The organism is Coralliovum pocilloporae, assembly GCF_030845175.1.
Classification (GTDB): Bacteria; Pseudomonadota; Alphaproteobacteria; order Rhizobiales; family Cohaesibacteraceae; genus Coralliovum; species Coralliovum pocilloporae.
The window spans coordinates 2762580-2785119 of record NZ_CP132542.1; the positions used below are offsets into that span (position 1 = coordinate 2762580).

Consider the following 22540-nt stretch of genomic DNA (forward strand, 5'->3'; position numbering starts at 1 on the left):
CCAGCAATGGTGGGTTTATCCCGCGGTTATAAGCGCATCGGCCAGAAGGCCAGCAAACAGGATCAGACCATAATCCCGGTTTGATTTGAACAGGCGCAGGCAGTCATCCGCATTGTCTATATCAAGGCGGATGGCTTGCCAGGCGAGATGGGCCAGCCCGGCCACAAGACCGCCAAAGGCAAACAGGCCCGCATCTGCAAGAATAAAACCCAGACCAAACAGCAGTGTCGCACCACCGTAGAACGCAATCAGCCAGTAGCGTGTTGCGGCACCGAACAGCAGAGCCGTGGAGCGGACGCCGACCACCGCATCGTCTTCCTTGTCCTGATGGGCGTAGATCGTGTCATAGCCGATGGTCCAGAGAATACCTCCGAGGTAAAGACAGACCGGCGCCAGGGACAGGCTGCCGAACAGGGCTGCCCAGCCCACAAGAGCCCCCCAGGAAAAAGCCAGACCCAGTACAAGTTGAGGCCAGTCGGTAATCCGCTTCATGAACGGGTAGGCGGCAACGAAGCCAAGGGATGCGATACCCAGCCAGATGGTGAAAATGTTGAATTGCAACAGCACCAGAAGCCCGGCAAGTGCTTGCAGGACAAGAAAAACCTTGGCTCCCGCAACACTGACCTGTCCTGATGGAATGGGACGGGAGGCAGTCCGTGCGACTGCTGCATCAATATCCCGGTCCACCAGATCATTATAGGTGCATCCGGCACCACGCATGGCCACAGAGCCGATCCAGAACAGGGCGATATGCCAGAGATTGGGCAGATAGAAGCCCTTTGCATCTGCAGCCAGGGTTGCGGACCACAGGCAGGGCAGAAACAGTAGCCACCAGCCAATCGGCCGGTCCCAGCGGGCAAGACGCGCATAGGGTTTGAGCCATTCCGGCGCAAAGCGGTCGACCCAATTGCTTTTGGGGGCGTCTGCTACCATTCCGCTCTGATTTGTCTCGTTCATTGCCGCTGTCTCTTTGTTTTCAAGCAGATTCTTATCCGAAAACCGCACACACTTTCGGGAATATGCTCGCTCTTCTTACCGGATTTTCAAACAGGCGGGAACGATCTTTTCAGCCATCAACAAGCTTGCGCGCAGCCTTGGCTATCGGTCCGACCATGGACGCGACCGCTGTGGCATTGCTGCTGCTGGCCGTGCCATCACGAACGCGGCCCGCAATCCCCTGAAAGATGGCTGCCAGGCGAAACATATTATAGGCCAGATAGACGGTGAGACGACCTCTGACGGCAAATCCCGTCTTCTCTTCGTAGGTTGCGCAATAGCGTTCCGCATCGGGAATGCCAAGGGCCGCAAGGTCATCTCTCAGAAGCGAACCGACACCTTGGCCGTTGCCGGAAGGGGGAAGATACCATTGCATGAGATGATAGGTGAAATCGGCAATCGGATCCCCGAGAGTTGACAGTTCCCAGTCAAGAACAGCCCGGATTTCAGAACGGACCGGGTGCAGGATGAGGTTATCCAGCCGGTAATCCCCGTGAACAATCCGCCCGGGTTGACCGGAAGCCTGATCCGACGGAAACGCGGATGGAAGCCAGTCAATCAGCCAGTCCATATCTGGCAGAGACACAGTCTCAGAGGCCGTGTACTGGCTTGACCAGCGTTTGATCTGTCGCGCCACATAATTCCGGGGCTTTCCGAAGTCGCCCAGCCCGACGCGGTCAGGGTCTATTGTATGAAGGCGGGCCAGCCCATCAATCATCGCTCCGAAGATCGCCTGTCGTTCTTCTACTGATGCACCAGGGATATGAGGCTGCCAGATAATGCGGCCATCCACTTTCTCCATCAGATAGAAAGCGGAACCTATAATGGTGTCATCTTCGCAGAGATGAAACGCTTCCGGCACCGGATATCCGATGCTGCCCAGCGCTTTGATGATGCGGAATTCCCGTTCAACAGCATGGGCTGATGGCAGCAAAGGCCCTGGTGGCTTGCGACGGAGAACAAAGGATTTCTCTGAATGTGCAAGCAGATAGGTCGGGTTGGACTGTCCACCTTTGAACTGCCGGATTGTCAGGGTGTCAGGTCTGAAGACTGATGAGAATTCGGGGAGTTGGTCGGCGAGATAGGAGCATAGCCCAGTGTGATCAAGTTGCAGAGCGGGAGGGCTATCCTGTGTCCCGCTGAACGCTTCTTGCCGGTCAAACTCCGTCATCCTGTCTCCTTCCTCCGATGAAAAGAGACACGGAATAACGGATCAGGTCAACTGGAAGCCGCAGCCGCTTTGCGATTGCAGAAGAGATCGTAAATGACCTTGATCATCTGCCGCGTATCATCGTTGGACAAGGAGTAGTAAATGGTCTTCCCGGCCCTGCGGGTGGACACGAGACCATCCATTCGAAGGCGGGCCAGCTGCTGGGAAACGGTAGGCTGTCTCAGATTCAGAATTGCTTCCAGATCTGTCACCGTCTTTTCGCCCTCTGCCAGTATGCAGAGGATGAGAAGGCGGCTTTCATGTGAAAGTGCTTTCAGGAAGTCGCTTGCAGACTTGGCCCGGTCAGCGAGATAATTCAGCTCATCTGAGGCTTGATAATTCTCTAGTTGCACTAGTCCCATAGTCGCCCGCTATTGCTCTTGATCTTCCATTGCCGGTTTCGCCCCATTTGCGGGATCTTGTGCCACTAAGGTGGGGTATACGATTATTATTTGCAATTCCTCTCAAGTAACGCTTTCGTTCACAAGTTTGAGAGACTTATTGCGAAACGCTTTCCAAAACAAAAAGCCACATAAGACCTGTGTCAGATCCTATGTGGCTAATGCGTTGGATTCAATTACAAACTAAAGAATTAGTACAAATTTCTCAGGAGTTTGTGGCGTATGCTTTGCGTTCCATGGCCAGAAGACCTTCCGGCAGATACATGGTTTCTTCCACGCCAAGCTCAAACGCGTAGATCACGGCCTGTGTACGTGTAAATACAGATAATTTCTTGAGAATCGACGCCACATGTGCCTTTGCAGTTGATGGCGCAATATCAAGAACCTTGGCGATCTGCTTGTCGACCATACCCTCACACAGGAGCATATAGGTTTTGATCTCCTGCGGGGTCAGCTTGCGCACGGCATCCAGACGGGCATGCTCTTCATCAGACAGGGTCGTCGGCTCTGACTGCTGCCAGCTTGGCCAGATGCCGCCCTCCAGAACATGGGACACCGCATTCTGCACACCATCGCGATCCGTGTTCTTGGGAATGAAGGAATGCGCACCAAGCGCAAAGCAGGTCTCGATGGTCTTGCGGGACGAATTGCCGGAAACAACGGCAAACCGCACATGGGGATAGCGTGTTTTAAGGTAGAGCAGACCAAACAACCCGCGAATATCGGGCATGCTGAGATCCATGAAGACCAGATCAACATCTGAATTGGTCTCAAGGCTTGCTGCCAGTTCGGTGAAGGAGCGGGCCTTGTTCAGCACCCGGCTTGGTGCAGCATCGCCCACCAGACCCACGAAATAATCGAGGAACATGGGATGATCGTCTGCAATAAGCAGCGGTGCCGCGTTGTGGACCTCCGCTACAGGGATAGCCAGTTGTGCCATAATGCTCTCCTCCACGGTATTAGCCGAATGGAAACGATAACAGGACATTTCGCACTGCACAATAGTTCGCCGGATTTTTTTGTTGCAGCACGGTATAGGACCTAGGTCGATAGAGGGGTGGACAGTATCCCTCGAAAGGCTCAAGATAGAATTTGAGATTTCCGAAACGGGGATAGAGAATTGATAAGTATAGCGATTATTGGTGCTGGAACGATGGGATCGGGAATTTCTATCGGTGCTGCATCATCGGGAAATCAAATCTATCTTATTGATGAATCTGATGCTGCACTCGACACCGCATTGCGGAAAGCGGATACGGTTCTCGCCCGTTGGGTCGAGAAGGAACGCCTTTCTGAAGAGGATGCGAAAGCTGCGCGCGCCAGGATGAAAACAGGGGTTCTGGAGGAGGTCATTCCGCGGGTCGACCTGGTGATTGAGGCCGTTTTTGAGGACCTGACACTGAAGCAGACTCTCTTGCGGCGGATTGATCCTCTGCTGAAATCCAGTGCGATTGTTGCCACCAACACATCCTGTCTGAAAGTGGCGGATCTGGCCGGAAGTCTTTCCCGACCGGAGCGTTTTCTGGGGCTGCACTATTTCAGCCCGGCGGAGGTCAACCCGCTCTGTGAACTGGTACGAGGCCCACAGACGTTGGATGAGGTGGCTGAGACAGCTCTGGCTTTCCTCAAAAGCACCGGAAAACAGCCACTTCAATGCAGGGATTCAAGCGGTTTTGCGGTCAATCGCTTCTTCTGTCCCTATACCAACGAGGCGGCCCGTCTGGTTGACGAGGAATTGGCAGAGCCTGCTGAGGTGGACCGGGTCTGCCGTGATGTGTTCGGTGCTGCGGCCGGGCCATTTTTGGTGATGAACATCATCAAGCCGCGCATCAACCTCAACGCTATCCGTAATCTGTCGACGCTTGGGCGGTTCTACGAACCGGCGGACGGTATGATCCGGACAGGTGATGCGGACCAGTTCTGGACCATTGAAGAGGGGGATGACACACCGGGTCCCAATGATGCAGCGATTGCTGATCGCATGGTCGGCGCAACATGTCTGGCCGTGCTGCAATTGCTCGATGAGGGTGTCGCCTCACCACAGGATATCGATATGGGTGCGTCCATGGCACTCAAGTTCGGCATACCACCCTGCACCCTGATGGACAATTGGGGACAGGACAGGATCCGTGCCGCTGTCGAGCCGATCTGCAAGGCCTATGACCTGCCAGTGCCGGACACACTTGAGAGAGTTGGCAGACTTTTCACATAAAAATTCGCGCAGAAACGAGCTCTTAGGGTCTCTTCTGATTGAAGGTCTGAGCCCTGGTTTATCCGTTGGCCTTCCGCCCAATAATCAGATGGCCGGGGATTGGCTCTCCCTCATCGTCACGCACGGTGATATCGCGGACAGCGAGGACAGAGAGCGCATTGCGTTTCATCAGGCTTTGGACATAGCTCAGACGATGGGCAAACCGGTGCTGTGGGGTGACCATGTAGTCAGCCCCGCCAAAGTCGGCATCCGGCAGGGTTTCGGTCGAGAAGGCCAGAACGCCGCCGTGATCAAGCCGGAGGGAGACATAGCGGAAGAACTCTTCCAGCTTGCCGATATAGGGCAGAACATCGGTTGCTGTGATCAGGTCCCAGTTTTCATCTTCCGCTTCCCGGATGAACTGCACAGCCTCGCCAGCGTAGAGATCGTCATAGACCTCCCGATCCCAGGCCTCGTTCAGCATGCCCTCGGACAGGTCAACGCCGGTTGAATGGTCAACCATGTCGTCCAGGGTCTCACCGCTGAGCCCGGTGCCACAGCCAAGGTCAAGCAGACGTTCAAACGTGCCGTCCGCATGGTCCGGCAGCATCTGGCGCACCATCATTGGCACGGCGTAACCGAGCTGTCCCACAAGAATGGCGTCAAACACTTCTGCATGCTGGTCGAAAAGGGTGGTGACATAGGCGTCCGATGCCTTTTCCGGCACCTCTCCACGGCGCATGGCCGCCAGTCGGACGGCTGCACCGCCATGGTCTTCCGGGTCGAGCAGCAAGACATCTTCATAAGCTTCCGCAGCCGCGTCGAAATTGCCGGACTTCTCCAGCTCCAGCGCCTTGTTATAAGCCTCTGCCAGCGCTTCATCTTCGATCTTTGCCATAATCCGACCCGTACTGTTATCCCGTTCAGACAGCGATACCCGGCAGGCGGCAGGGAGGCAATGGTTTTCTAAGGGTCAACAACGCGTTTTGACCCTGGAAGGTTATGATGCAGAATGGTCGTTGGCCGACAGGATCCAGTCCCGGAACAATCGCACTTCAGGGGTGATGGCGCCGGGGTCGGTCGGCATCATCAGATAGTGCGACAGGTCATTGGGCAGGTTTGCATCAACCGGCTGGATGAGGCGACCTTCAGCAATGGCCCGCTCGGCGAAGCAGGGGAGCACCATGATAAGTCCGCCGCCGCTGGCGGCCACTTCAATACCGGTAACGGAATTGTCCACCTTGATGGCCTGTTCGGACGGGCCTTGCGGCAGATCGTGCCGCCGTTTGAACGCCGGCCAGACCTCTTCGCAGCCAAGAATATCGATAAAGGGCAGGCGAACCAGATCAGCCACGGTTTCGATCCCGTGCTGTTTTGCCAGGGCCGGAGCGCAGACCGGGATAACAGGCTGGTTCAGTACGATTTCCGTATCAGTCCGTGACCAGCGACCGTCGCCATAGTGCACTTCCACATCAACATCGTCATGAAAGCCGGAATCAGCCCAGAGCGTGGAGGTGAGGCGCAAGTCGATTTCCGGATGCTCTGCCTTGAACCGGGGCAGACGCGGGGCCAGCCAGAAAACGGCAAACGAGGCGGAGCAGCGGACGGTCAGGGCCTTCTCACGCTTCGGTGTGAACAGGCCCGTCGTAGCAGTGGACAGTTCCCCAAAGGCCTTGCGCACAGAAGGCAGATAGGCCTTGCCCATATCGGTCAGCTTGATGGAGCGGGGCAGGCGGTCAAACAGGGCATAGCCAAGGGTCTTTTCCAGAGAACGGACCTGATAGCTGATCGCCGTCTGGGTCAGGCCCAGCTCGTCAGCGGCAGCGGTGAAACTCAGGTGTCGGGCTGCGGCTTCAAACGCCCTGAGCCAGTTGAGAGGGGGAAGTTGATAGGTCACGTCGTGCCTCAAAAAATTTGTGCCTATGAACCCTAATCCTTCATTTGATTTGCTGCTAGCGGTTTGTCATAAGCATTTGACTTTATCCTGAATCATGCGGAATCCCCCAATGAGCGCATCTCTTTCCCAACTGATCGAAGAAGCCCGCAGCACCGGAACTCTGTCCGGCCTGCCCAAGTCCAATTTCATCGACGGCCAGTGGGTCGATGCGGAATCCGGCGCGCGGATGGAGACCTATGATCCGGGTACAGGCAAGGCCTACGCGGACTTCGCTGCCAGTGGGGCTGCGGAAGTGGACAGGGCAATTGCAGCCGCTGAGCGGGAGCAATATGGCCGCTGGCGTGATGTCACGCCGCAGGAGCGCGGGGCTATTCTGCGCCGGGCCGCACAGCTGGTTGAAGAGAATGCCGAGCGTCTGGCTGTTGTTGAAACGCTCGATTCCGGCAAGAGCATCGGCGAAGCCCAGGGCGATGTGGCCGGTACGGCGCGTGTTATCAATTATTATGCCGGTCTTGCGGACAAAATTCACGGCGAGACCATCAATTCCCGACGCTCCCACCTGACCTATACATTGCGCGAGCCGCTGGGCGTTACAGCGCATATCATCCCGTGGAACTATCCGACCTCTACCCTGGCACGCGGCATTGCCCCAGCTCTGGCCGCTGGCTGTACGGTGGTGGCAAAACCGGCGGAAACCACGCCGCTCACCGCCCTGATGCTGGCTGACCTGTTCCAGAAGGCCGGTCTGCCTGATGGTGTGCTGAATGTGGTCACCGGCACCGGCTCTGAAGCGGGTGCTCCGCTTGTGGAAGACAAGCGCATCCGCCACATCACGTTCACGGGCTCGGTCCGCACCGGCGTTCAGGTGGGGCAGGTTGCCATGCGCAATGTGGCCAGCACCATTCTGGAACTGGGCGGCAAGTCACCGTTCATCGCGCTGGCTGATTGCGACATGGACCGGGCCGTGGATGATGCGGTCTGGGCCATCTATTCCAATGCGGGCCAGATTTGCTCTGCGGGCTCCCGTCTGGTGATCGACAGGGCCATTCATGAGGAATTCGTAGCGCGCGTGGTCGAGAAGGCCAGAGGCATTACCGTTGGTCATGGCCTCGGTGGCGCTGATGTTGGTGCGATCAACAACCCGATGCAGCTTGAGAAAGTCCACGGCTTTGTTGAACGAGCCCGCGAGCGTGGCCGCACGGTTCTGTGTGGCGGAGAGACAGCTACGGATGCCGAGAATGGTGGCGGCTGGTTCTACCGCCCGACCCTGATCGATAATGTGCCGTCTGATGATGAAGTGATCCAGGACGAGATTTTCGGCCCGGTTCTCTCCGTTCAGGTGGTCGATGGCATTGAAGAGGCGATTACGGCTGCCAACTGCACCGATTTCGGCCTCATGTCCTGCGTCTATACCCAGGATGTCTCAAAAGCTCTGCGGGTGGCCCGTGATCTGGATACAGGCCAGGTCTCGGTCAATGATTACTGGGCCAACGGCTGGGATGTTCCCTTCGGCGGCACCAAACTCTCCGGCATCGGCCGGGAAAAAGGCACCGAGGGCCTCGAAGGCTATCTGCAAACCAAAGGCGTTTCCATCCGTATTGACGGGTAAGATAAGGCGCATATCTGCGGATTGCCTTTAGGCGCTGAACACGTTCGATGGTATCCCGGCCTGCGAGCCGGGATCCAGTCAGAACGCCCCAAACAGCTGCCCGAATTGCGGCTTGGACTCGTGTATTCCTATTACGCAATTACGGTGGCAGCTTACTATTTGTAAATGGTGCATTTTACTGGCTATTGTGGCTACCTCGCAGAGGTGCTGTATTTGACAGGACGACACGGTATGAGAGGCAGAATTAAGTAAACTGTCATCGTAATCCGTAATTCCGCGTAACTCCGTAATTTGTTGTTACAAAGAGCCTGAGCGCGAATTCTTGACTAGATTGGCAAATGGCATCAGCTTCTTACTTTCATAGCTTCTACTAAGCTGTTTTGTTCTTTAAAGGACGAAAGCACTCGATCGCAAAAACATCTGACTTGTGGTGAACTGCTACATTTTTCAGCCAAGGGCGTTTCTCAGCTTCAGGCAAATGTGTATCCACAATTCGAATTATTGAACGTTTTTCCCAAGCATCTGCTCGGTCAAAGTACTCGCGAATTTCTAACGCATCGGAACGAGTACACAAACCGTTGAGTGCGTCAATAATGCTTCTTCCAACAAATGCTCCAGAATTTCGCCTGAGCTGCCGAAATAATGACACTAACTCATCTTTTCGTTCAAATCCTTTTGCGCCAAGAAGTTTAACTATTGATATCAATATGTACTCTGGTACGTTCTCGGATGTGTTCGCCTTTGAAAACAGTGCTTCACAAATCTTTGCTCTAGCACCTAAGTCCAAAAAACTTGAGTATTTTATTGCAACATCAACGTAGAGAGGTGTGAATTGGGGGAATTTATCAAGTAAATCAATTATTTCTGATAGAAGTGATAGTTTTTTCTGAGCAACAATTAGCTTTAGAATTTTCCTAAATTGCTCAGGCTTAACTAGAACTGTATTTCTGATTACCTCTAAATGACTGTCAAGGCTCTCTGCAGCTAATTCGGCGGTCTCTTTTTCAGATATTTTTCTGAACTTTGTCGGAACTATTCCTGAGTATCCAATAATAATCCTGTTTGGAGTCAGCTGTTTGGAATCATCTTCGCCTTGAATCGCGTCGTTTGATTGCGCATCTCCAGCGGTAGACCTTTGCCCACGATTGGTAATATCTTCTAAAACCGTTTTTGACGGGTTAATCGTGAGCCCCTCCCGGTATAAGCGCTCAACAAATAGCGTAAGCCATGCGTGTGCTTTCTCGGTCGTAGGTGCAAAAAATCTATAATCATCAACAAATCGACAAAAGTTTACTTTGTTAGAGATTAGAAATTCATCGACCGAAATCAAAGCTGCTTCTGCAAAAATCCTACTTGCATTGCCACCAATTGGTAGCCCGTAAGAGTCTCGTTTCGCCCAATAAAGGAGCACTTCATTGACCAACTTCACTCGCGTGCTGTCACTTAGCAGACTGTGCAAGGTGGACTCCAGTCGATGGATGTTCAATCTGTCGTAAAAACTCGCAATGTCGCACTTCACCAAAACTTTAAATTTCGTAGATTTGGCTTTTTGGCTCACGTGTTTGTTGAACGCAGTGAAATTGTATGCAGGGTCAAAAATAAACCCATCTTGAGGCTTGTAGCGATATGAAAAAACTTTCTTTTTTCTCTTTTCAGGGCGTGATTTTTCGACCTCTTGTGCAACCAATATTGCCAATGCCAGCGTTGTAATTGTATCCATCGGCTCTATCAACGCTGCTCTTCTAAAATCAAAAGGATCTTTTTTGGGAAATAACACATGCTGGATCGGATGAAGCAACAAGCCTTCTAACGAATTTGCTTTCAAGCGCTTTATGCAAGCGTTGGTTACGACAGTACGGAAAGGTGGATTCTTGAGAAGGTCAACTTCAAACGGCCTTTCAAAGATATCCGTCAGTCCCTCTTTAAGAACGTTGTCGATGGCAACCGCGACGGCTTTTTCAGGTTTCATCATCAAGGCACTTGTTTTAATGACATTTCACAATAAGCGAAATTCTACACCTAGTTGTATCTATCGTCATCAATAACTTATCAATTGAGTGCTTCAAATTTAGACCGTAAACTCATAGACTAACTTTTGTTGTTTCGCGCTTTGGGCAAATCAGATTCAATCTTCACAAAGGAGATTGGTATGGCCCGTTATGAGATGATATAGTTTGAATGGCGCGTTATTGAACCGCTTTTGCCACAGAATTCCAGAGGCGTCTCTCGCGTTGACGACAAACGGCATTTTCTGCAATTACGATGACAGTTTACTAATTCCGTCTCACATTTCAAATGGTGCATTTTACTGGCTATTGTGATTGCTCTTGCAGAGACGCAGTATCTGGCAGGGCGATACGGTATGAGAGACAGAATTCGATAAACTCATGTCATAGTCTTTTGTTTTTTCTCCTTGATACGCGTGAGTTGTTTCTGGCTCGTTTTGCCGGGCCTGAACGATGGCGAGATCCAGTCAGGACGCCCCAAACAGCTGCCCGAATTGTGGCTTGGGCTCGTGTATACCGGCGAGCTGGAGCATGTGCCAGCCGAGGGTGAGATTGCTGGAGAGGACGGGGATGCCGAGGTCTCTTTCAAGATCGGCAGCAAGACCGGCGACCCGCAGATTGGTACAGGAAATGAAAATGGCATCGCAGGCGGCCTGACTGGCAACGGTTCGGGCAGCCTGCCGGATAGAGGCCGGGGTAATCCGCGCGACAACCCGGTCGTCGCCTTCTTCAAAAGAGCCGAAAGCGCTGATGGTGAGGCCATTCTCTTCCAGAAGGCTGCGCATGGCGGCGGATACCTCTGCCACATAGGGCGTGACAAAGCCAAGGCGCTTGATGCCCAGGGCCGTGCAGGCCGCTATGGTTGACGAGATAGGGTTGGTCACCTGAACATCGGGGAAAATTTCGCGGATTGCGTCGCGCACACCATCCGGCCCGATCACGGTGGAGGCGGATGTACAACCATAGCCGATGACGTCAAAGGGCACGGATGAGGGCAGAAGACTGGCCGCAGTCGGAAGGTCAGCCCGCATCTGCCGCAAGGTGTCTGATGTGATGCTCGGCACCATCGGAATCCGGCTTGTATAAAGCGCCAGCCCGTCGGCATCCGCCATCCGGTTCAGCTCCCATTCGAGCGTCTCATCTGTGGACAGCGCGATGAGCCCGAGATTGGCCCGGGTGCCGATGCCATTGTCTGTCTCAAAAGGAAGAGGCATGGGACGAAATCCTATAAAACAGGCAGATGGTCAGGAGCGCGGGTGGTCAAAAGGCGCGGCGTCCCATCCTGAACGACGATATTCTCCTCATGCACCATGGTCAAACCATCCCCATAGGTCAGAGAGGGCTCCAGCGTCAGGACCATGTTTTCTTCAAGTACGGTCTCGTCAAAAGCTGCATGGGAGGGCCACTCGGTCAGCTGCATGCCAAGGCCGTGGCCGAACCGGCCGACATCGCCGATTGCATCATATCCTGCATCACCAAGGGCCTTTTGCATCGCGCGGAAAAGGTCGCTGCAGGTGATACCCGGACGTGCTGCTTCAAGCCCCGCATCCACGGCCTTGTGCAGAGCATCATAGGCGCGCCTGGCATCATCAGACGCGGAGCCAATCGCGAAATTCCGATCGAAATCACAGAAATACCCGTCAAAAACCGCACCCGTATCGAGCATCAGGATATCGCCGTTCTCAAGCGGGCGGGCTGAGGGAGGCGAGATGATATCCCGATAACCGCCCTGATCGGCCCCACCCACCAGATAGGGCACATCGTCAGCGCCGTTTCTGAGGCAGGCCATGCGGAACGCGCGGAAGCTTTCGATGAGAGGCTGCCCTTGATGAAACAATGCAGGCGCTTCCGCAAAACTCTCGGATGCAATGCCACAGATATGGGCAATCTTGTCGATTTCCAGCGACGATTTCACCATGCGCAGGCTGCGGATAATCTCCGTGCAGTCTTTGAATTGCAGGCCGGGCAAGCTGTTCTGCAGTCGTTCCAGATCGCCAAGAGGCATGCGGGTCAGGGTTTCATGACCTTTCAGAAGGCCGACAGAACCGCCCCGCGCTGCAATCGGCTGCAGTAAGTCTGCCAGAAGGGTCAGGCCATCATCATCCGGGCGCGGCGCGGGCCAGGTGCGGATGTCGTCAATCCAGGTCCGTTCCATCACAGCAAGCCCGATTTCCGGGATCACTGCCACAGGTTTTCCGTCCCCATCTCCATCCCCATCTTTGGGCACAAACAGGAACCAGGGTCGGGTGGGACTCTGCCAGAAGGCTGTATGAAACCCGCTGAAATAGCGGACTTCAGGCTCTGTCATCAACAACAGACCATCCAGCCCGGCCCTGTGCATATGCTGTTGGGCTCTGGTCAACCGAGCTTCATATTCGGCTGTCGGAAAGCCGCGTTCGGGAGCTCCTCGTGTCATGCAGCCATGATCTCCTGATAGATTTCAGGATCGGTCGCGCCTTCCGAGCCGATGAACAGCAGGCGAGACTGGTCTGTGAACCCGAAGGCAGCGCGCAGGGCGTCATCCTGTGCAATTGCGATTGCTGCAGCCAGCCCGGCAACAGCAGATTCCCCTGCAACAATTGACGGATCGCTCTCGAGCGGACGGGCCAGAAGGCGCATGGCCGGTGCCACCATTCGGTCCGGAATGGTGATAAAATCCGAGGCTTCCTCATCAAGAATGGCCCAGGCGAGCGGCGAGGGCTCCCCGCAGGACAGTCCGGCCATCATGGTTTCCTCTTCAATCTGCACGGCCCGCATGGCGCCAGCCCGAGCACTTTCATAAAGGCAGGCAGCAAGGTCCGGTTCCACAATCACCACCCGTGGTGCGCTGTCGCCCCAGATCTGCGTCAGGCCGGCTGTGACAGCGGCGGCCAGCCCGCCAACACCACCTTGGAGGAAAACATGGGTTGGCGGCTCGGGGCTCTGGTCAGCGATTTCATGAACCATGGCTCCATATCCGGCCATCACGGCGCGGGGTGGTTCCGTATAGCCCTCCCAGGAGGTGTCGGAGATGATGAACCAGCCATTGGCCTCCGCTTCCTCGCGCGCGATGCGGACGGAATCATCATAATCCCCGTCAATGCGGATAACATCGGCTCCGAAAGCCCGCATGGCTTCCGCCCGGCCTTCACTCACATCCCGATGGATATAGATACGGCAGGGAGCGCCAAAACGCTGAGCGCCCCAGGCAAGGGATCGTCCGTGATTGCCATCTGTGGCCGAGACGAGCGTAATTGATGCGGTGAGATCTTTATGAAGGCCCGCGCGGATATCGGCGAGAGAAACCGATGTGCCCAGTTGCTTGCTGCATTCTGTCTGCAGGGTCCGGGCGGCGGCATAAGCTCCGCCGAGCGCTTTGAAACTGCCAAGGCCAAAGCGCTCACCCTCATCCTTGTAGAGGAGGTCAGCCACATTCAGTTGCCCGGCAAGGATCTTCAAAGACCAGAGTGGTGTCGGCTGATAACCGTCCCAGTTTTTGATCTCGGCGACAGCATCGGAAAAGTCTGTCGGGCTCAACACCGTTGATGCGGCATTGCCACCCTTTGGTTCGCGGTGAATATGGGCAAGATCGCTCGGGGCAAACTGGTCAAGCATGATGGTCACTTTCCGGATTGAGCCGCTCTTCTGCAAGGCGGCACCAGAGCGCCGCGCCAATAGGGAGAAGGGCATCGTTGAAATCATAATCTGTAGCGTGAAGAGGCTGGCCGTTGGCACCTTCCGTGCCATTGCCGATCAGAGCAAAGCAGCCCGGCACAGCACTCGACAGATGCGCGAAGTCCTCAGAAAACGGCATCGGCTCGCGATTGGCGCGTGTTGTAAGGCCAAGGCTCCGGCTGGCTGCAGCAAGTGCTTCTGTGGGAGCTTCCCCGTTGAGGGTTTCAATGAACTCGGTTTCGAATGAAAACTGCACCGACACGTCATGGGCTGCGGCAAGCCCATCAGAAAGTCGCTGCATGGCATCTCTGATGGTCTCGCGTTCGGCGGGGGTGCGGGCCCGCACATCGCCTTTCAGTGTGGCTGTACCAGGCAGAACATTGCGACGACCGTCTGTGATGAATTCAGTGACAGACACAACACCACCCGAGCCCGGCTCAAGTTTGCGGGCGACGATGCTCTGAAGAGCCTGCACCAGTTCGGAGCCGACCAGAATAGCGTCAACACCCCGGTGCGGCATGGCTGAGTGCCCGCCGCGCGCCGCAATGGTGATCTCGAACAGGCTTTCGCTGGAACAGATTGTGCCGGGTCGCGTGGAGATTGCTCCGAGAGGTTCGCCGGGAAGGTTGTGGAGCGCATAAACCTCCTCAACGGGAAACCGTTCAAACAGACCATCATTCAGCATGGCCTGGGCACCCAGACCATTCTCCTCATTGGGCTGGAAGATAAAGACCACCGTGCCGTCAAACCGGCCGTGCTGCGCCAGATGGCGGGCCGCACCAAGCAGCATGGATGTATGTCCGTCATGACCGCAGGCATGCATGCGGCCCGGATGCCGGGATGCGTAGCCGGGTGTTCCCGTTTCATCAAGCGGCAGGGCATCCATATCGGCACGAAACCCGATAGCTCGATTGCCGCTGCCTTTTCTAAGAAGACCGACGACACCGGTGCCTCCAATGGATTCGTGAACCTCAAGGCCTGCCTGTCTGAGGCTGTCTGCAACCTTGCCTGCTGTTCGGGTCTCTTCAAAGCCAAGCTCAGGATGAGCATGCAGGTCATGCCGGAAAGCGGTCATGAAGGGGATCAGATCGGCCAGATCGTCGGGTTTTACCGTGTTCATTGAGAGTTCCTTGCGCTCTGAGTGTCGAGATTAGCAAGTTCTGAATCCGAATTTCGTTGAATCCAGGCTATTTGAAGATGAAAATCCGACGAAACAGGAGTCTGCATGATGGTGAATGTGAAGCTGGATGATTTTGACCGACGGATTCTGGATGCGGTGCAGCGTGATGGGCGCGTCACTGCAGACCAGTTGAGCGAGACAGTGGGCTTGTCGCCTGCGGCTGTGCAAAAGCGTCTGAAGCGTCTGAGAGACCAGAAGGTTATTCTCCAGGACATCGCGGTTCTCGACCCGCAGAAGCTGGGCCCTGCCATGACAGTCATTGTCGAGATTTCTCTTGAGCGGGAAAACCTCGGTGTTCTGGACCAGTTCAAGAGGAGAATGCGGGAAACCGACGAGGTGCAGCAATGCTACTACACCACGGGAGAAGCGGACTTTGTCCTGATCCTCGTTGTGCGGGATATTCACGACTATGAGCGGTTCACCCGGGACCATTTTTTCGGCAATGCCGAGATCAGAAAATTCAAAACCAACATCGTCATGGACACGGTCAAGGTCGGGTTGAGTGTCCCTGTGTGGGAGGAATAATGGCGTTGAATCAGAACATGAAGTGCTTGAATCAACCCCTGAAGATTGTTGAATCAGCCTGTGAGCAAGGGCCGGTAACCGATTCTTTCGACTCACAAAATTGGTCACGCCTCTTATATTACCTCACACCTTCACAGTAGAGAGTGGACGTGCTCTAGCCATTGCATTCAGGCACGGGGCAGGGCACCTTTGCTGGAAATCCGGGCAGGAGGGGTTCTGATGATCAAGACACGATTGACCAGCCAGTTTGATCTGGAGCATCCGATTGTCTGCGCGCCTATGGCGCTGGCGACCGGCGGAGCGCTCGCCTCGGCGGTAACCAATGCCGGAGGAATGGGTGTTCTCGGTGGGGGCTATGCTGGCACCCTTGGCGGAGAGCCCGATCTGGATGAGGAAAAGCGCAAGGCTGGCAATGCCAGAATAGGTATAGGCTTCATCACCTGGGCGCTGGAGAAAGCGCCTCACTGGTGCGATTGGGCGCTGGAACAGGAGCCGAGCTGTCTGTTTCTCTCTTTCGGCGATCCTGCCCCGTTCGCAAGGCGGGCCTTGGAATGGAATATTCCGGTTATCTGTCAGACCCAGTCTCTGGAGCATGTGGCACGTGCTGTGGATTCAGGCGCACATGTTATTGTCGCTCAAGGGACGGAAGCCGGTGGGCATGGGGCCAGCAGGTCGACCATGCCTTTTGTGCCGGAGGTGGCTGATTATCTGGCAAAGCATGCGCCGGACGTCTTGCTGCTTGCAGCTGGAGGTATAGCAGACGGGCGCGGGCTGGCGGCATCCCTGATGCTGGGAGCGGATGGTGTTCTGATCGGATCACGCTTCTGGGCCTCTGCCGAGGCCCTGTCCCCTGGTGAAGCCATCCGGCGGGCTATTGCTTCATCGGGTGATCAGACGGTCAGAACCACAGCAGTTGACGCCCTGCGTGGCGTCCCCTGGCCGGAGCCATACAGTTTCCGAATGCTACAAAATGCATTCACTGATCAGTGGGCTCATCGGGAAGATGAAGCAAAGACACAGATCGGGGCGTTCAAGGACACCTATGACAAGGCCCGAGAGGAAGGTGACTTTGACACGGTCGTAAGCGTGGTCGGAGAGGTGACAGGCCTCATCGAAGACCGCCCGCCTGCCGCTGACATCGTCAGGCGCATTGCGGAGGAGGCCGAGGCACTCCTTAAAAATGCCCCGTCACTTCTCGCGTAAATGTTGATAGATCATCTGACCTGTGCAGCAGGAAGCTGTCGGTAGCCACCTGCCGCGTTTTCAGAGAAACTGGATATGCTCTATCCGTTCAGGAGCGCGTTCAGGCTATCCATGAGCGGATCTGCCACTTCGATCCCTTCTGTAGGGGTGACGGCGCGATAGGACTGACGCCGGGAACCGGGCAGGCGGACGCCATCCTGGCTCAATAGCTCGGCGAAGACAGCTTCAGCGTGATCAGCCCAGCCGTCCGGGTCGCCAAAACGGGCCGGATCAAGCGCAAGCATCAGCTCGCCACCCTGGGGCGGGCCCGCATCGCCGTTGTGGCGGGCTCCAGCTTCAAAGCTGGCGGCTTCCCCGATCAGCGGACCAACGAGCAGTTCGATCATCAGAGCAATTGCTGATCCCTTATAACCGCCAAAGGTCAGCATGCTGCCCTTCAGAACCTCGTTCGGATCGGTGGTCGGCTGGCCATCAGCCGTGATCCCCGTGCCAAGCGGAACAGTTTTGCCATCACGGGCGGCAATCTGCACATCTCCGCGGGCCATGGCGGCTGAGGCCTGGTCGAACACCATGGGCGGTTGTCCGGAGCGTGGCCAGGCAAAAGACATGGGATTGGTGCCAAAGAATGGCTTGTTGCCGCCTGCGGGAGCAACGGCTGGCGTATAGGCTGTAAAGGCGAAGCAGGCCAGGCCTTCCTCGGCGATGATCTCGGTTTCGCGCCAGAGGGCCGAGAAATGATGAACGCCCACAAGAGCCAGAGCGGCGATGCCATTGGCACGGGCCGCCTCAACCAGAGCATCCTTGCCTGCGGTCTGTGCCAGAGGGGCAAAGCAGTTATGGCCATTCACCTGCACCACGCCCGGTGACAGCTTGCGGACCGTCGGCCTGGCCTTGCCATCGACAAGGCCGGATTTCAGAACATTGACATAGCCGGGAATGCGAAACAGCCCGTGCGAATGAGCATGATCACGTTCTGCAGCGATGACCGTGTCAGCCACAGCCTTTGCATTCTCGTCATCGCAGCCATACTTCTGCAGGATTGTCGTTGCGAGCTGGTGTGCCTCCTCCAGAGACATTTTATGAGGCATAGCAAGGCCTTTCTGTTGCAAGCCGAGGTGTCAATCGAGGGTGATTATTGAGGCCTCACCTGAGGATATGCAAGCCCGTTGGTTCAAGCGGGCGTTCTCTGAGTGCTTTGCGACAAAAACAGCCCATAAAGAGCGCAGATTTCTAACAGCACTAATAGTCTCTGGGATAAGGTGACAGGAAGAATCGATAAATGAGGCAATGCTGATGCCGTGGATGACCTTTCAGAGAGACCTGCCGCCCAGACGGCTTGACTGTGCAAGCGCCTGGCAAGGCAGTACGCTTCAGGAGCAGCCGGACCTCTGGACGACGCATTTTTCCGAGGCTGACGTCTCTGAACTGGAACAGGCAGCAGAGCATTTCGAACGCTCCGGCAGGGATATAGCCAGTATCACCCGGGAATCGTTTCCGCTGCCTCATCTGGAGACACGGCTGGCGGATTTGAGAGAGACTCTGGTCGAGGGGCTCGGGTTTCACCTGTTTCGCGGGCTTCCGGTCGAAAGACTGTCCCGCCTCAGAACTGCAATTATCTTTTGCGGGTTGGGGGCCTATATCGGTTCGGCCAGATCCCAGAATGCCGCTGGTCATCTGCTTGGCCATGTGCGGGATACAGGAGCGGATGCAAAAGACCCGAAGACACGGATTTACCAGACCGCCGAGCGGCAGACATTCCATACGGATTCAGCCGATGTTGTCGGCCTTCTCTGCATAAACGAGGCCAGGGAAGGTGGCGATTCCCTGATTGTCAGCGTTGCCACCCTGTACAATGAAATGATGCGGTGCCGACGCGAGCTTGTGCCTATTCTGTTTGATCCGATTGCCACAGACAGGCGGGGCGAAGTACCGGAAGGGGAAAAGCCATTCTTCGATATTCCGGTCCTGAACTGGCACGATGAGCACCTGACCGGTACCTATCAGAGACAATATATCGACAGTGCGCAGCGATTTGCTGAAGCGCCAAGACTGTCGGAGGCGCAGATTCAGGCTCTGGACCTCTTTGATGACCTTGCCAATGATCCTGCCTTGCATCTGCGTATGAGACTGCAGCCGGGCGACATCCAGTTTGTCTATAATCATGCCCTGCTGCACGACCGCACCGGGTTCACAGACTGGCCGGAACCGGACAAGAGGCGTCATCTTCTGCGCCTGTGGTTGTCGGTGCCCGGAGACAGGCAATTGCCGGAGTGTTTCAGACAGCGTTTCGGCTCCATCGAGCCCGGTAACAGAGGCGGCATTATCACGCGGGAAACGCAGTTGTCAGTGCCACTGGACTGACCTCATCGTAAGAGAACCAGTCGCTTGTGGAAGGGGTCAAAGCGATTGAACGTTACAATTCGGCTGTCGAAGTCAGCGTCCTTGAACGGAGCGTGCTTGCCGAACCCGACCCAGACCTGTGTGACCGGCTGCAGTTTTTTTGCCAGACTGTTGAGCGTTCCGGTAACTGCCGCCGGATCGGAACTGGTGATCAGGCTGACAACCAGCAGTTCTGCCTTGATGCGCTGGCAATGGGTCAGAAGTGCATCCCCGGGCATATTGGGTCCCAGATAGTGGCAATTGAAGCCTGAATTGGCTGCAATATGACAGGCCATCAGGGCTCCAAGCTCATGATGATCATCTGCCAGCGTTGTGAACAGGGCTACTGGTCCCGGATTGGTCCAGGACGGGGATGGCAGCACAGACATCAGACACTGTTTGATCACTGCCGTGAATGCATGCTCATCTCCGATATCCAGAGCATCGATGGACCAGCGGTCCCCGATAGTGCGGAGAATAGGGCTCAGAATGCGATCCGCCAGGTCATGGGGCGGGAGCAGGGTGATTGCGGAGCTGATGAGCTTGCCAAAGGCCTGCAGGTCGCTTCTGCCGACAGTCTCCTCCAGTTCGGTCAGAATTTTCTGTCGAAGATCCTGTGTGGCTGATACCGGGTTGGACGCACGAAGCGCATTCAGCTCGTCAGGGCTCAACGCCGCAAGATGGCTGATTGTATGTCCTGATTTTAGAAGAGCAGCTATCAGCGTCAGCTTTTCGACATCCCCGTCCGAATAGGTCCGCCGCCCGCTATCCGTGCGCTCCGGGCGCAGGAGATCATATCGGCGTTCCCATGACCTGATCGTGTCAGGATTGACACCGGTCAGGTTGGATAAGGTTTTGATCGTATACATGATGCCCGCAGTTGAACATGTTTTGCATAATATATTGCCTAGATAAAATGCGTTCAACTAAGCAATTGACCGTATCATTTGCCGGATCGAGCACGATTCTCAATCGTTTTTTGCTGCGTTTTTCCCGGAGGGGAAAAGTCTGTAAGCGATATCGCACAGGTCAAGGTGGTGCAAGATATGTGCAATCTGTGGTAATTAACTTAAATTAAGTTGATTAACTTGTTTTATGATAAGAATTCCATCTGACCTAAGGACGAATGACAAATGCTGTTAACGATTGCAGCCGGACAATTGACACCGATTGTACTTGTGTCCGTCGTTGGGGGTTGTGATGATTGGCCAGTTTGAACGTCATGTCAGTATATCCGGCAAGATCCTGACCGTTGTCTGTCTGTGCATCATGTTTGTCGTTGGGGTTGCGACCATAAGCATCTGGCAGATGAACAAAATCGGTAAGGAACTGGTCTCTATTGCGGAATCGGACATTCCGCTGACCGAGGTTCTCAGCCGGATCACCACGCATCAGCTCGAACAGGCCATCATGTTCGAGCGCGTCATGCGGCTCTATGGCGTCCAGTCTCCCGATAAAGCCAACAAGCTTGCCGAGGCCCGGTCTCGTTTCCTTGAGCTTGCGCACAAGGTTGATAAGGAGATCAAGCAGGGTGAAGAGGTTGCGGAAGCATCCATCGGCCGGGCCCATACGGATGCGGAACGCAAGGAATTCAAGCATGTTCTGACCTCCCTGAAGCGGATTGAGATTGAACACAAGGCCTATGACGACCATGCCATGGAGATCATGAAGCTGGTCGATGAAGGACGCCTGGCGGAGGCGGAAGCCCGCATCGATTCCGTTCAGGCAGAAGAAGACAAGCTGGATCATGAGCTTGAAGAACTTCTGCACGAGGTTGAAATGTTCACGCTCAATGCAGCCCGTACAGCAGAACTGCATGAGCAGCAGGCTATCGTTCTTCTGATTATCGTCTCCGTTGTGGCAACCGTGTTCGGCTTTGCCCTGTCGTGGTTCATAGCCCAAAGAACCATTTCACGACCCTTGAAGCAGATGACCAGCTCCATGAGGGGTCTTGCTGATGGCGACATGAACGTCGCGCTGGATGAGCAGGACAGGAGGGATGAAGTTGGTGACATGAATGCGGCCTTGCGTGTTTTCCGCGACAACGCGGTCGCCCGTCGGACCCTTGAGCAGGGTGTCCGTCGTGAGCGTGACCTGGACAAGATGCGCCAGCAGAAAATGTCGGAACTGGTTGGTTCGTTCCGCTCCACAGTGTCGGAAATCCAGACCCAGTTGACAGATGAAACCACGTCCATGGCTGAAACGTCCAATGGCCTGGTGGTGATTGCTGATGAGGCTTCGCAGTCTGCCCAGACCGCACATAATGCGTCTGCCAACGCGTCCGAGAACGTGCAGACAGTCGCATCTGCCGCAGTGGAACTGTCTGCAGCCATTCAGGAAATCGGCAATCAGTCGGCACGGGCGACGGAGATTACCGCCAAGGCCAGCGATGTTGCTGCCGAAACCGATGAAGATGTGTCTCGTCTGGCAGAAGTGGCTGACAAGATTGGTGAAGTGGTCGAGATGATCCGCGCTATCGCCGAGCAGACCAACCTTCTGGCATTGAATGCGACCATTGAGGCGGCTCGGGCCGGCGAAGCAGGCAAGGGCTTTGCCGTTGTCGCAGCCGAGGTGAAGGAACTCTCAACACAGACCGCGCGGGCAACTGATGAAATCGCCTCCCAGATTGGCGATATTCAGACATCAACCAAATCGGCTGTGACATCCATTCAGTCTATTGCCAAGCACATTGTCTCTGTGACCGAGGTCACCAATGCCATTGCGGCTGCGGTTGAAGAGCAGTCAGCAGCCACATCCGAAATATCCCAGAGTATTTCACGTGCTGCTGACGGCAGTACATCGGCGGCTGAGAACGTCACCATCGTCTCAAGTGCCATCGATCAGACCCGAGCACAATCCTCAACAGTGGGCCAGACAGCCGAGCTCTTGACCGGCGTCGCATCCACTCTGAACCACTCGGTGAATTCTTTCCTGGAAGACGTCATTCAGGATGTGACAGACCGTCGGGAAAATGCGCGTGAGCTGGCCCATGAGGAAATCCGGATTCTCAAGAATGGTGACAGCCGGATGGCCTATATGAGCGATATCAGCGCCACCGGTATGAAAATCTCAGGTGCGACAGGTCTGAAGAACAATGAAACGCTGGAGATCAAGACCGAAGCCGGGCACTGCAAAGTCAAGGTGGTCTGGGTCAAGGATGACATGGCCGGGGTCAGTATTGTTGAAGACATGCGCATCGCCCGGTCTGCTGCATAGCAGGCTGTAAAAGAGGCATGGGGCAGGCGAAGTCGGTGATGGCTTCGCCCGTTCTGCAGGTGTTTCAGGCATG

At 55.2% G+C, this 22540-nt stretch carries 19 protein-coding genes and 1 pseudogene; 7 read left to right on the top strand and 13 right to left on the bottom strand.

What is annotated here, in order from left to right; genetic code table 11:
- Window positions 1-15: 15 nt before the first annotated feature.
- The 4 genes from ubiA to RA157_RS12690 all read right to left on the bottom strand — a co-directional run bounded on the left by ubiA (window position 16) and on the right by RA157_RS12690 (window position 3547).
- Window positions 16-957, bottom strand: coding sequence for a 4-hydroxybenzoate octaprenyltransferase (ubiA, locus tag RA157_RS12675; RefSeq protein ID WP_350333493.1), 942 nt, complete (start codon window positions 955-957; stop codon window positions 16-18).
- Between the two features lie 109 nt (window positions 958-1066).
- Window positions 1067-2167, bottom strand: a complete 1101-nt coding sequence (locus tag RA157_RS12680) for a phosphotransferase family protein (protein ID WP_350333494.1) — start codon at window positions 2165-2167, stop codon at window positions 1067-1069.
- 47 nt (window positions 2168-2214) lie between these two features.
- Window positions 2215-2568, bottom strand: a complete 354-nt coding sequence (locus tag RA157_RS12685; RefSeq protein ID WP_350333495.1) for an ArsR/SmtB family transcription factor — start codon at window positions 2566-2568, stop codon at window positions 2215-2217.
- A gap of 244 nt (window positions 2569-2812) precedes the next feature.
- Window positions 2813-3547 (bottom strand): response regulator, encoded by a 735-nt coding sequence (locus RA157_RS12690; RefSeq protein WP_350333496.1) that lies wholly within the window; start codon window positions 3545-3547, stop codon window positions 2813-2815.
- Between the two features lie 180 nt (window positions 3548-3727).
- Here RA157_RS12690 and RA157_RS12695 point away from each other — a divergent pair, with 180 nt between their 5' ends.
- Window positions 3728-4819: a 3-hydroxyacyl-CoA dehydrogenase gene (locus tag RA157_RS12695; RefSeq protein ID WP_350333497.1), complete on the top strand. Its 1092-nt coding sequence runs from the start codon at window positions 3728-3730 to the stop codon at window positions 4817-4819.
- Window positions 4820-4877: 58 nt separating this feature from the next.
- Here the strand turns inward: RA157_RS12695 and RA157_RS12700 are convergent, their stop codons facing one another.
- Complete coding sequence (locus tag RA157_RS12700) at window positions 4878-5696, bottom strand: class I SAM-dependent methyltransferase (RefSeq protein WP_350333498.1); 819 nt, start codon at window positions 5694-5696, stop codon at window positions 4878-4880.
- Window positions 5697-5798: 102 nt separating this feature from the next.
- Entirely contained in the window at window positions 5799-6695 is an 897-nt protein-coding gene (locus RA157_RS12705; RefSeq protein ID WP_350333499.1) for a LysR substrate-binding domain-containing protein, read from the bottom strand.
- A 109-nt stretch (window positions 6696-6804) separates the two neighbouring features.
- Between RA157_RS12705 and RA157_RS12710 the strand changes: the two genes are divergently transcribed.
- A complete protein-coding gene (locus tag RA157_RS12710; protein ID WP_350333500.1) occupies window positions 6805-8304 on the top strand; it encodes an aldehyde dehydrogenase family protein in 1500 nt (499 codons plus the stop codon).
- 370 nt (window positions 8305-8674) lie between these two features.
- Here RA157_RS12710 and RA157_RS12715 read toward each other — a convergent pair whose 3' ends face one another.
- Window positions 8675-10276, bottom strand: a complete 1602-nt coding sequence (locus RA157_RS12715) for an RNA-directed DNA polymerase (RefSeq protein WP_350333501.1) — start codon at window positions 10274-10276, stop codon at window positions 8675-8677.
- 177 nt (window positions 10277-10453) lie between these two features.
- Between RA157_RS12715 and RA157_RS12720 the strand changes: the two are divergent.
- A pseudogene (locus tag RA157_RS12720) lies at window positions 10454-10549 on the top strand (IS5/IS1182 family transposase); the annotation flags it as partial.
- 228 nt (window positions 10550-10777) lie between these two features.
- Here RA157_RS12720 and RA157_RS12725 read toward each other — a convergent pair.
- The 4 genes from RA157_RS12725 to RA157_RS12740 are packed head-to-tail and all read right to left on the bottom strand — an operon-like array spanning window position 10778 to window position 15084.
- Window positions 10778-11524 (bottom strand): maleate cis-trans isomerase family protein, encoded by a 747-nt coding sequence (locus RA157_RS12725; protein WP_350333502.1) that lies wholly within the window; start codon window positions 11522-11524, stop codon window positions 10778-10780.
- Window positions 11525-11535: 11 nt separating this feature from the next.
- Window positions 11536-12726, bottom strand: a complete 1191-nt coding sequence (locus tag RA157_RS12730; RefSeq protein WP_350333503.1) for a M24 family metallopeptidase — start codon at window positions 12724-12726, stop codon at window positions 11536-11538.
- Window positions 12723-13904 (bottom strand): diaminopropionate ammonia-lyase, encoded by a 1182-nt coding sequence (locus RA157_RS12735; RefSeq protein ID WP_350333504.1) that lies wholly within the window; start codon window positions 13902-13904, stop codon window positions 12723-12725. The genes RA157_RS12730 and RA157_RS12735 overlap by 4 nt, the downstream gene beginning before the upstream one ends.
- The gene (locus RA157_RS12740; protein WP_350333505.1) at window positions 13897-15084 is read right to left on the bottom strand and encodes a M20 aminoacylase family protein; all 1188 of its coding nucleotides are present in this window, start codon (window positions 15082-15084) and stop codon (window positions 13897-13899) included. The genes RA157_RS12735 and RA157_RS12740 overlap by 8 nt, the downstream gene beginning before the upstream one ends.
- 105 nt (window positions 15085-15189) lie before the next feature.
- Between RA157_RS12740 and RA157_RS12745 the strand changes: the two genes are divergently transcribed.
- Both RA157_RS12745 and RA157_RS12750 read left to right on the top strand, forming a co-directional pair.
- Window positions 15190-15669 (top strand): Lrp/AsnC family transcriptional regulator, encoded by a 480-nt coding sequence (locus RA157_RS12745; protein WP_350333506.1) that lies wholly within the window; start codon window positions 15190-15192, stop codon window positions 15667-15669.
- A gap of 219 nt (window positions 15670-15888) precedes the next feature.
- On the top strand, window positions 15889-16872 hold the full coding sequence (locus RA157_RS12750) for an NAD(P)H-dependent flavin oxidoreductase (protein ID WP_350333507.1): 984 nt from the start codon (window positions 15889-15891) through the stop codon (window positions 16870-16872).
- 80 nt (window positions 16873-16952) lie between these two features.
- Here the strand turns inward: RA157_RS12750 and RA157_RS12755 are convergent, their stop codons facing one another.
- Window positions 16953-17960: an Ldh family oxidoreductase gene (locus RA157_RS12755; RefSeq protein WP_350333508.1), complete on the bottom strand. Its 1008-nt coding sequence runs from the start codon at window positions 17958-17960 to the stop codon at window positions 16953-16955.
- 214 nt (window positions 17961-18174) lie between these two features.
- On the opposite strand from RA157_RS12755, the gene RA157_RS12760 reads away from it, so the two are divergent.
- A complete protein-coding gene (locus RA157_RS12760; protein ID WP_350333509.1) occupies window positions 18175-19233 on the top strand; it encodes a TauD/TfdA family dioxygenase in 1059 nt (352 codons plus the stop codon).
- 2 nt (window positions 19234-19235) lie between these two features.
- Here RA157_RS12760 and RA157_RS12765 read toward each other — a convergent pair whose 3' ends face one another.
- On the bottom strand, window positions 19236-20120 hold the full coding sequence (locus tag RA157_RS12765; protein ID WP_350333510.1) for a MerR family transcriptional regulator: 885 nt from the start codon (window positions 20118-20120) through the stop codon (window positions 19236-19238).
- A gap of 331 nt (window positions 20121-20451) precedes the next feature.
- Between RA157_RS12765 and RA157_RS12770 the strand changes: the two genes are divergently transcribed.
- Window positions 20452-22467: a methyl-accepting chemotaxis protein gene (locus RA157_RS12770; protein ID WP_350333511.1), complete on the top strand. Its 2016-nt coding sequence runs from the start codon at window positions 20452-20454 to the stop codon at window positions 22465-22467.
- Window positions 22468-22540: the final 73 nt, after the last annotated feature.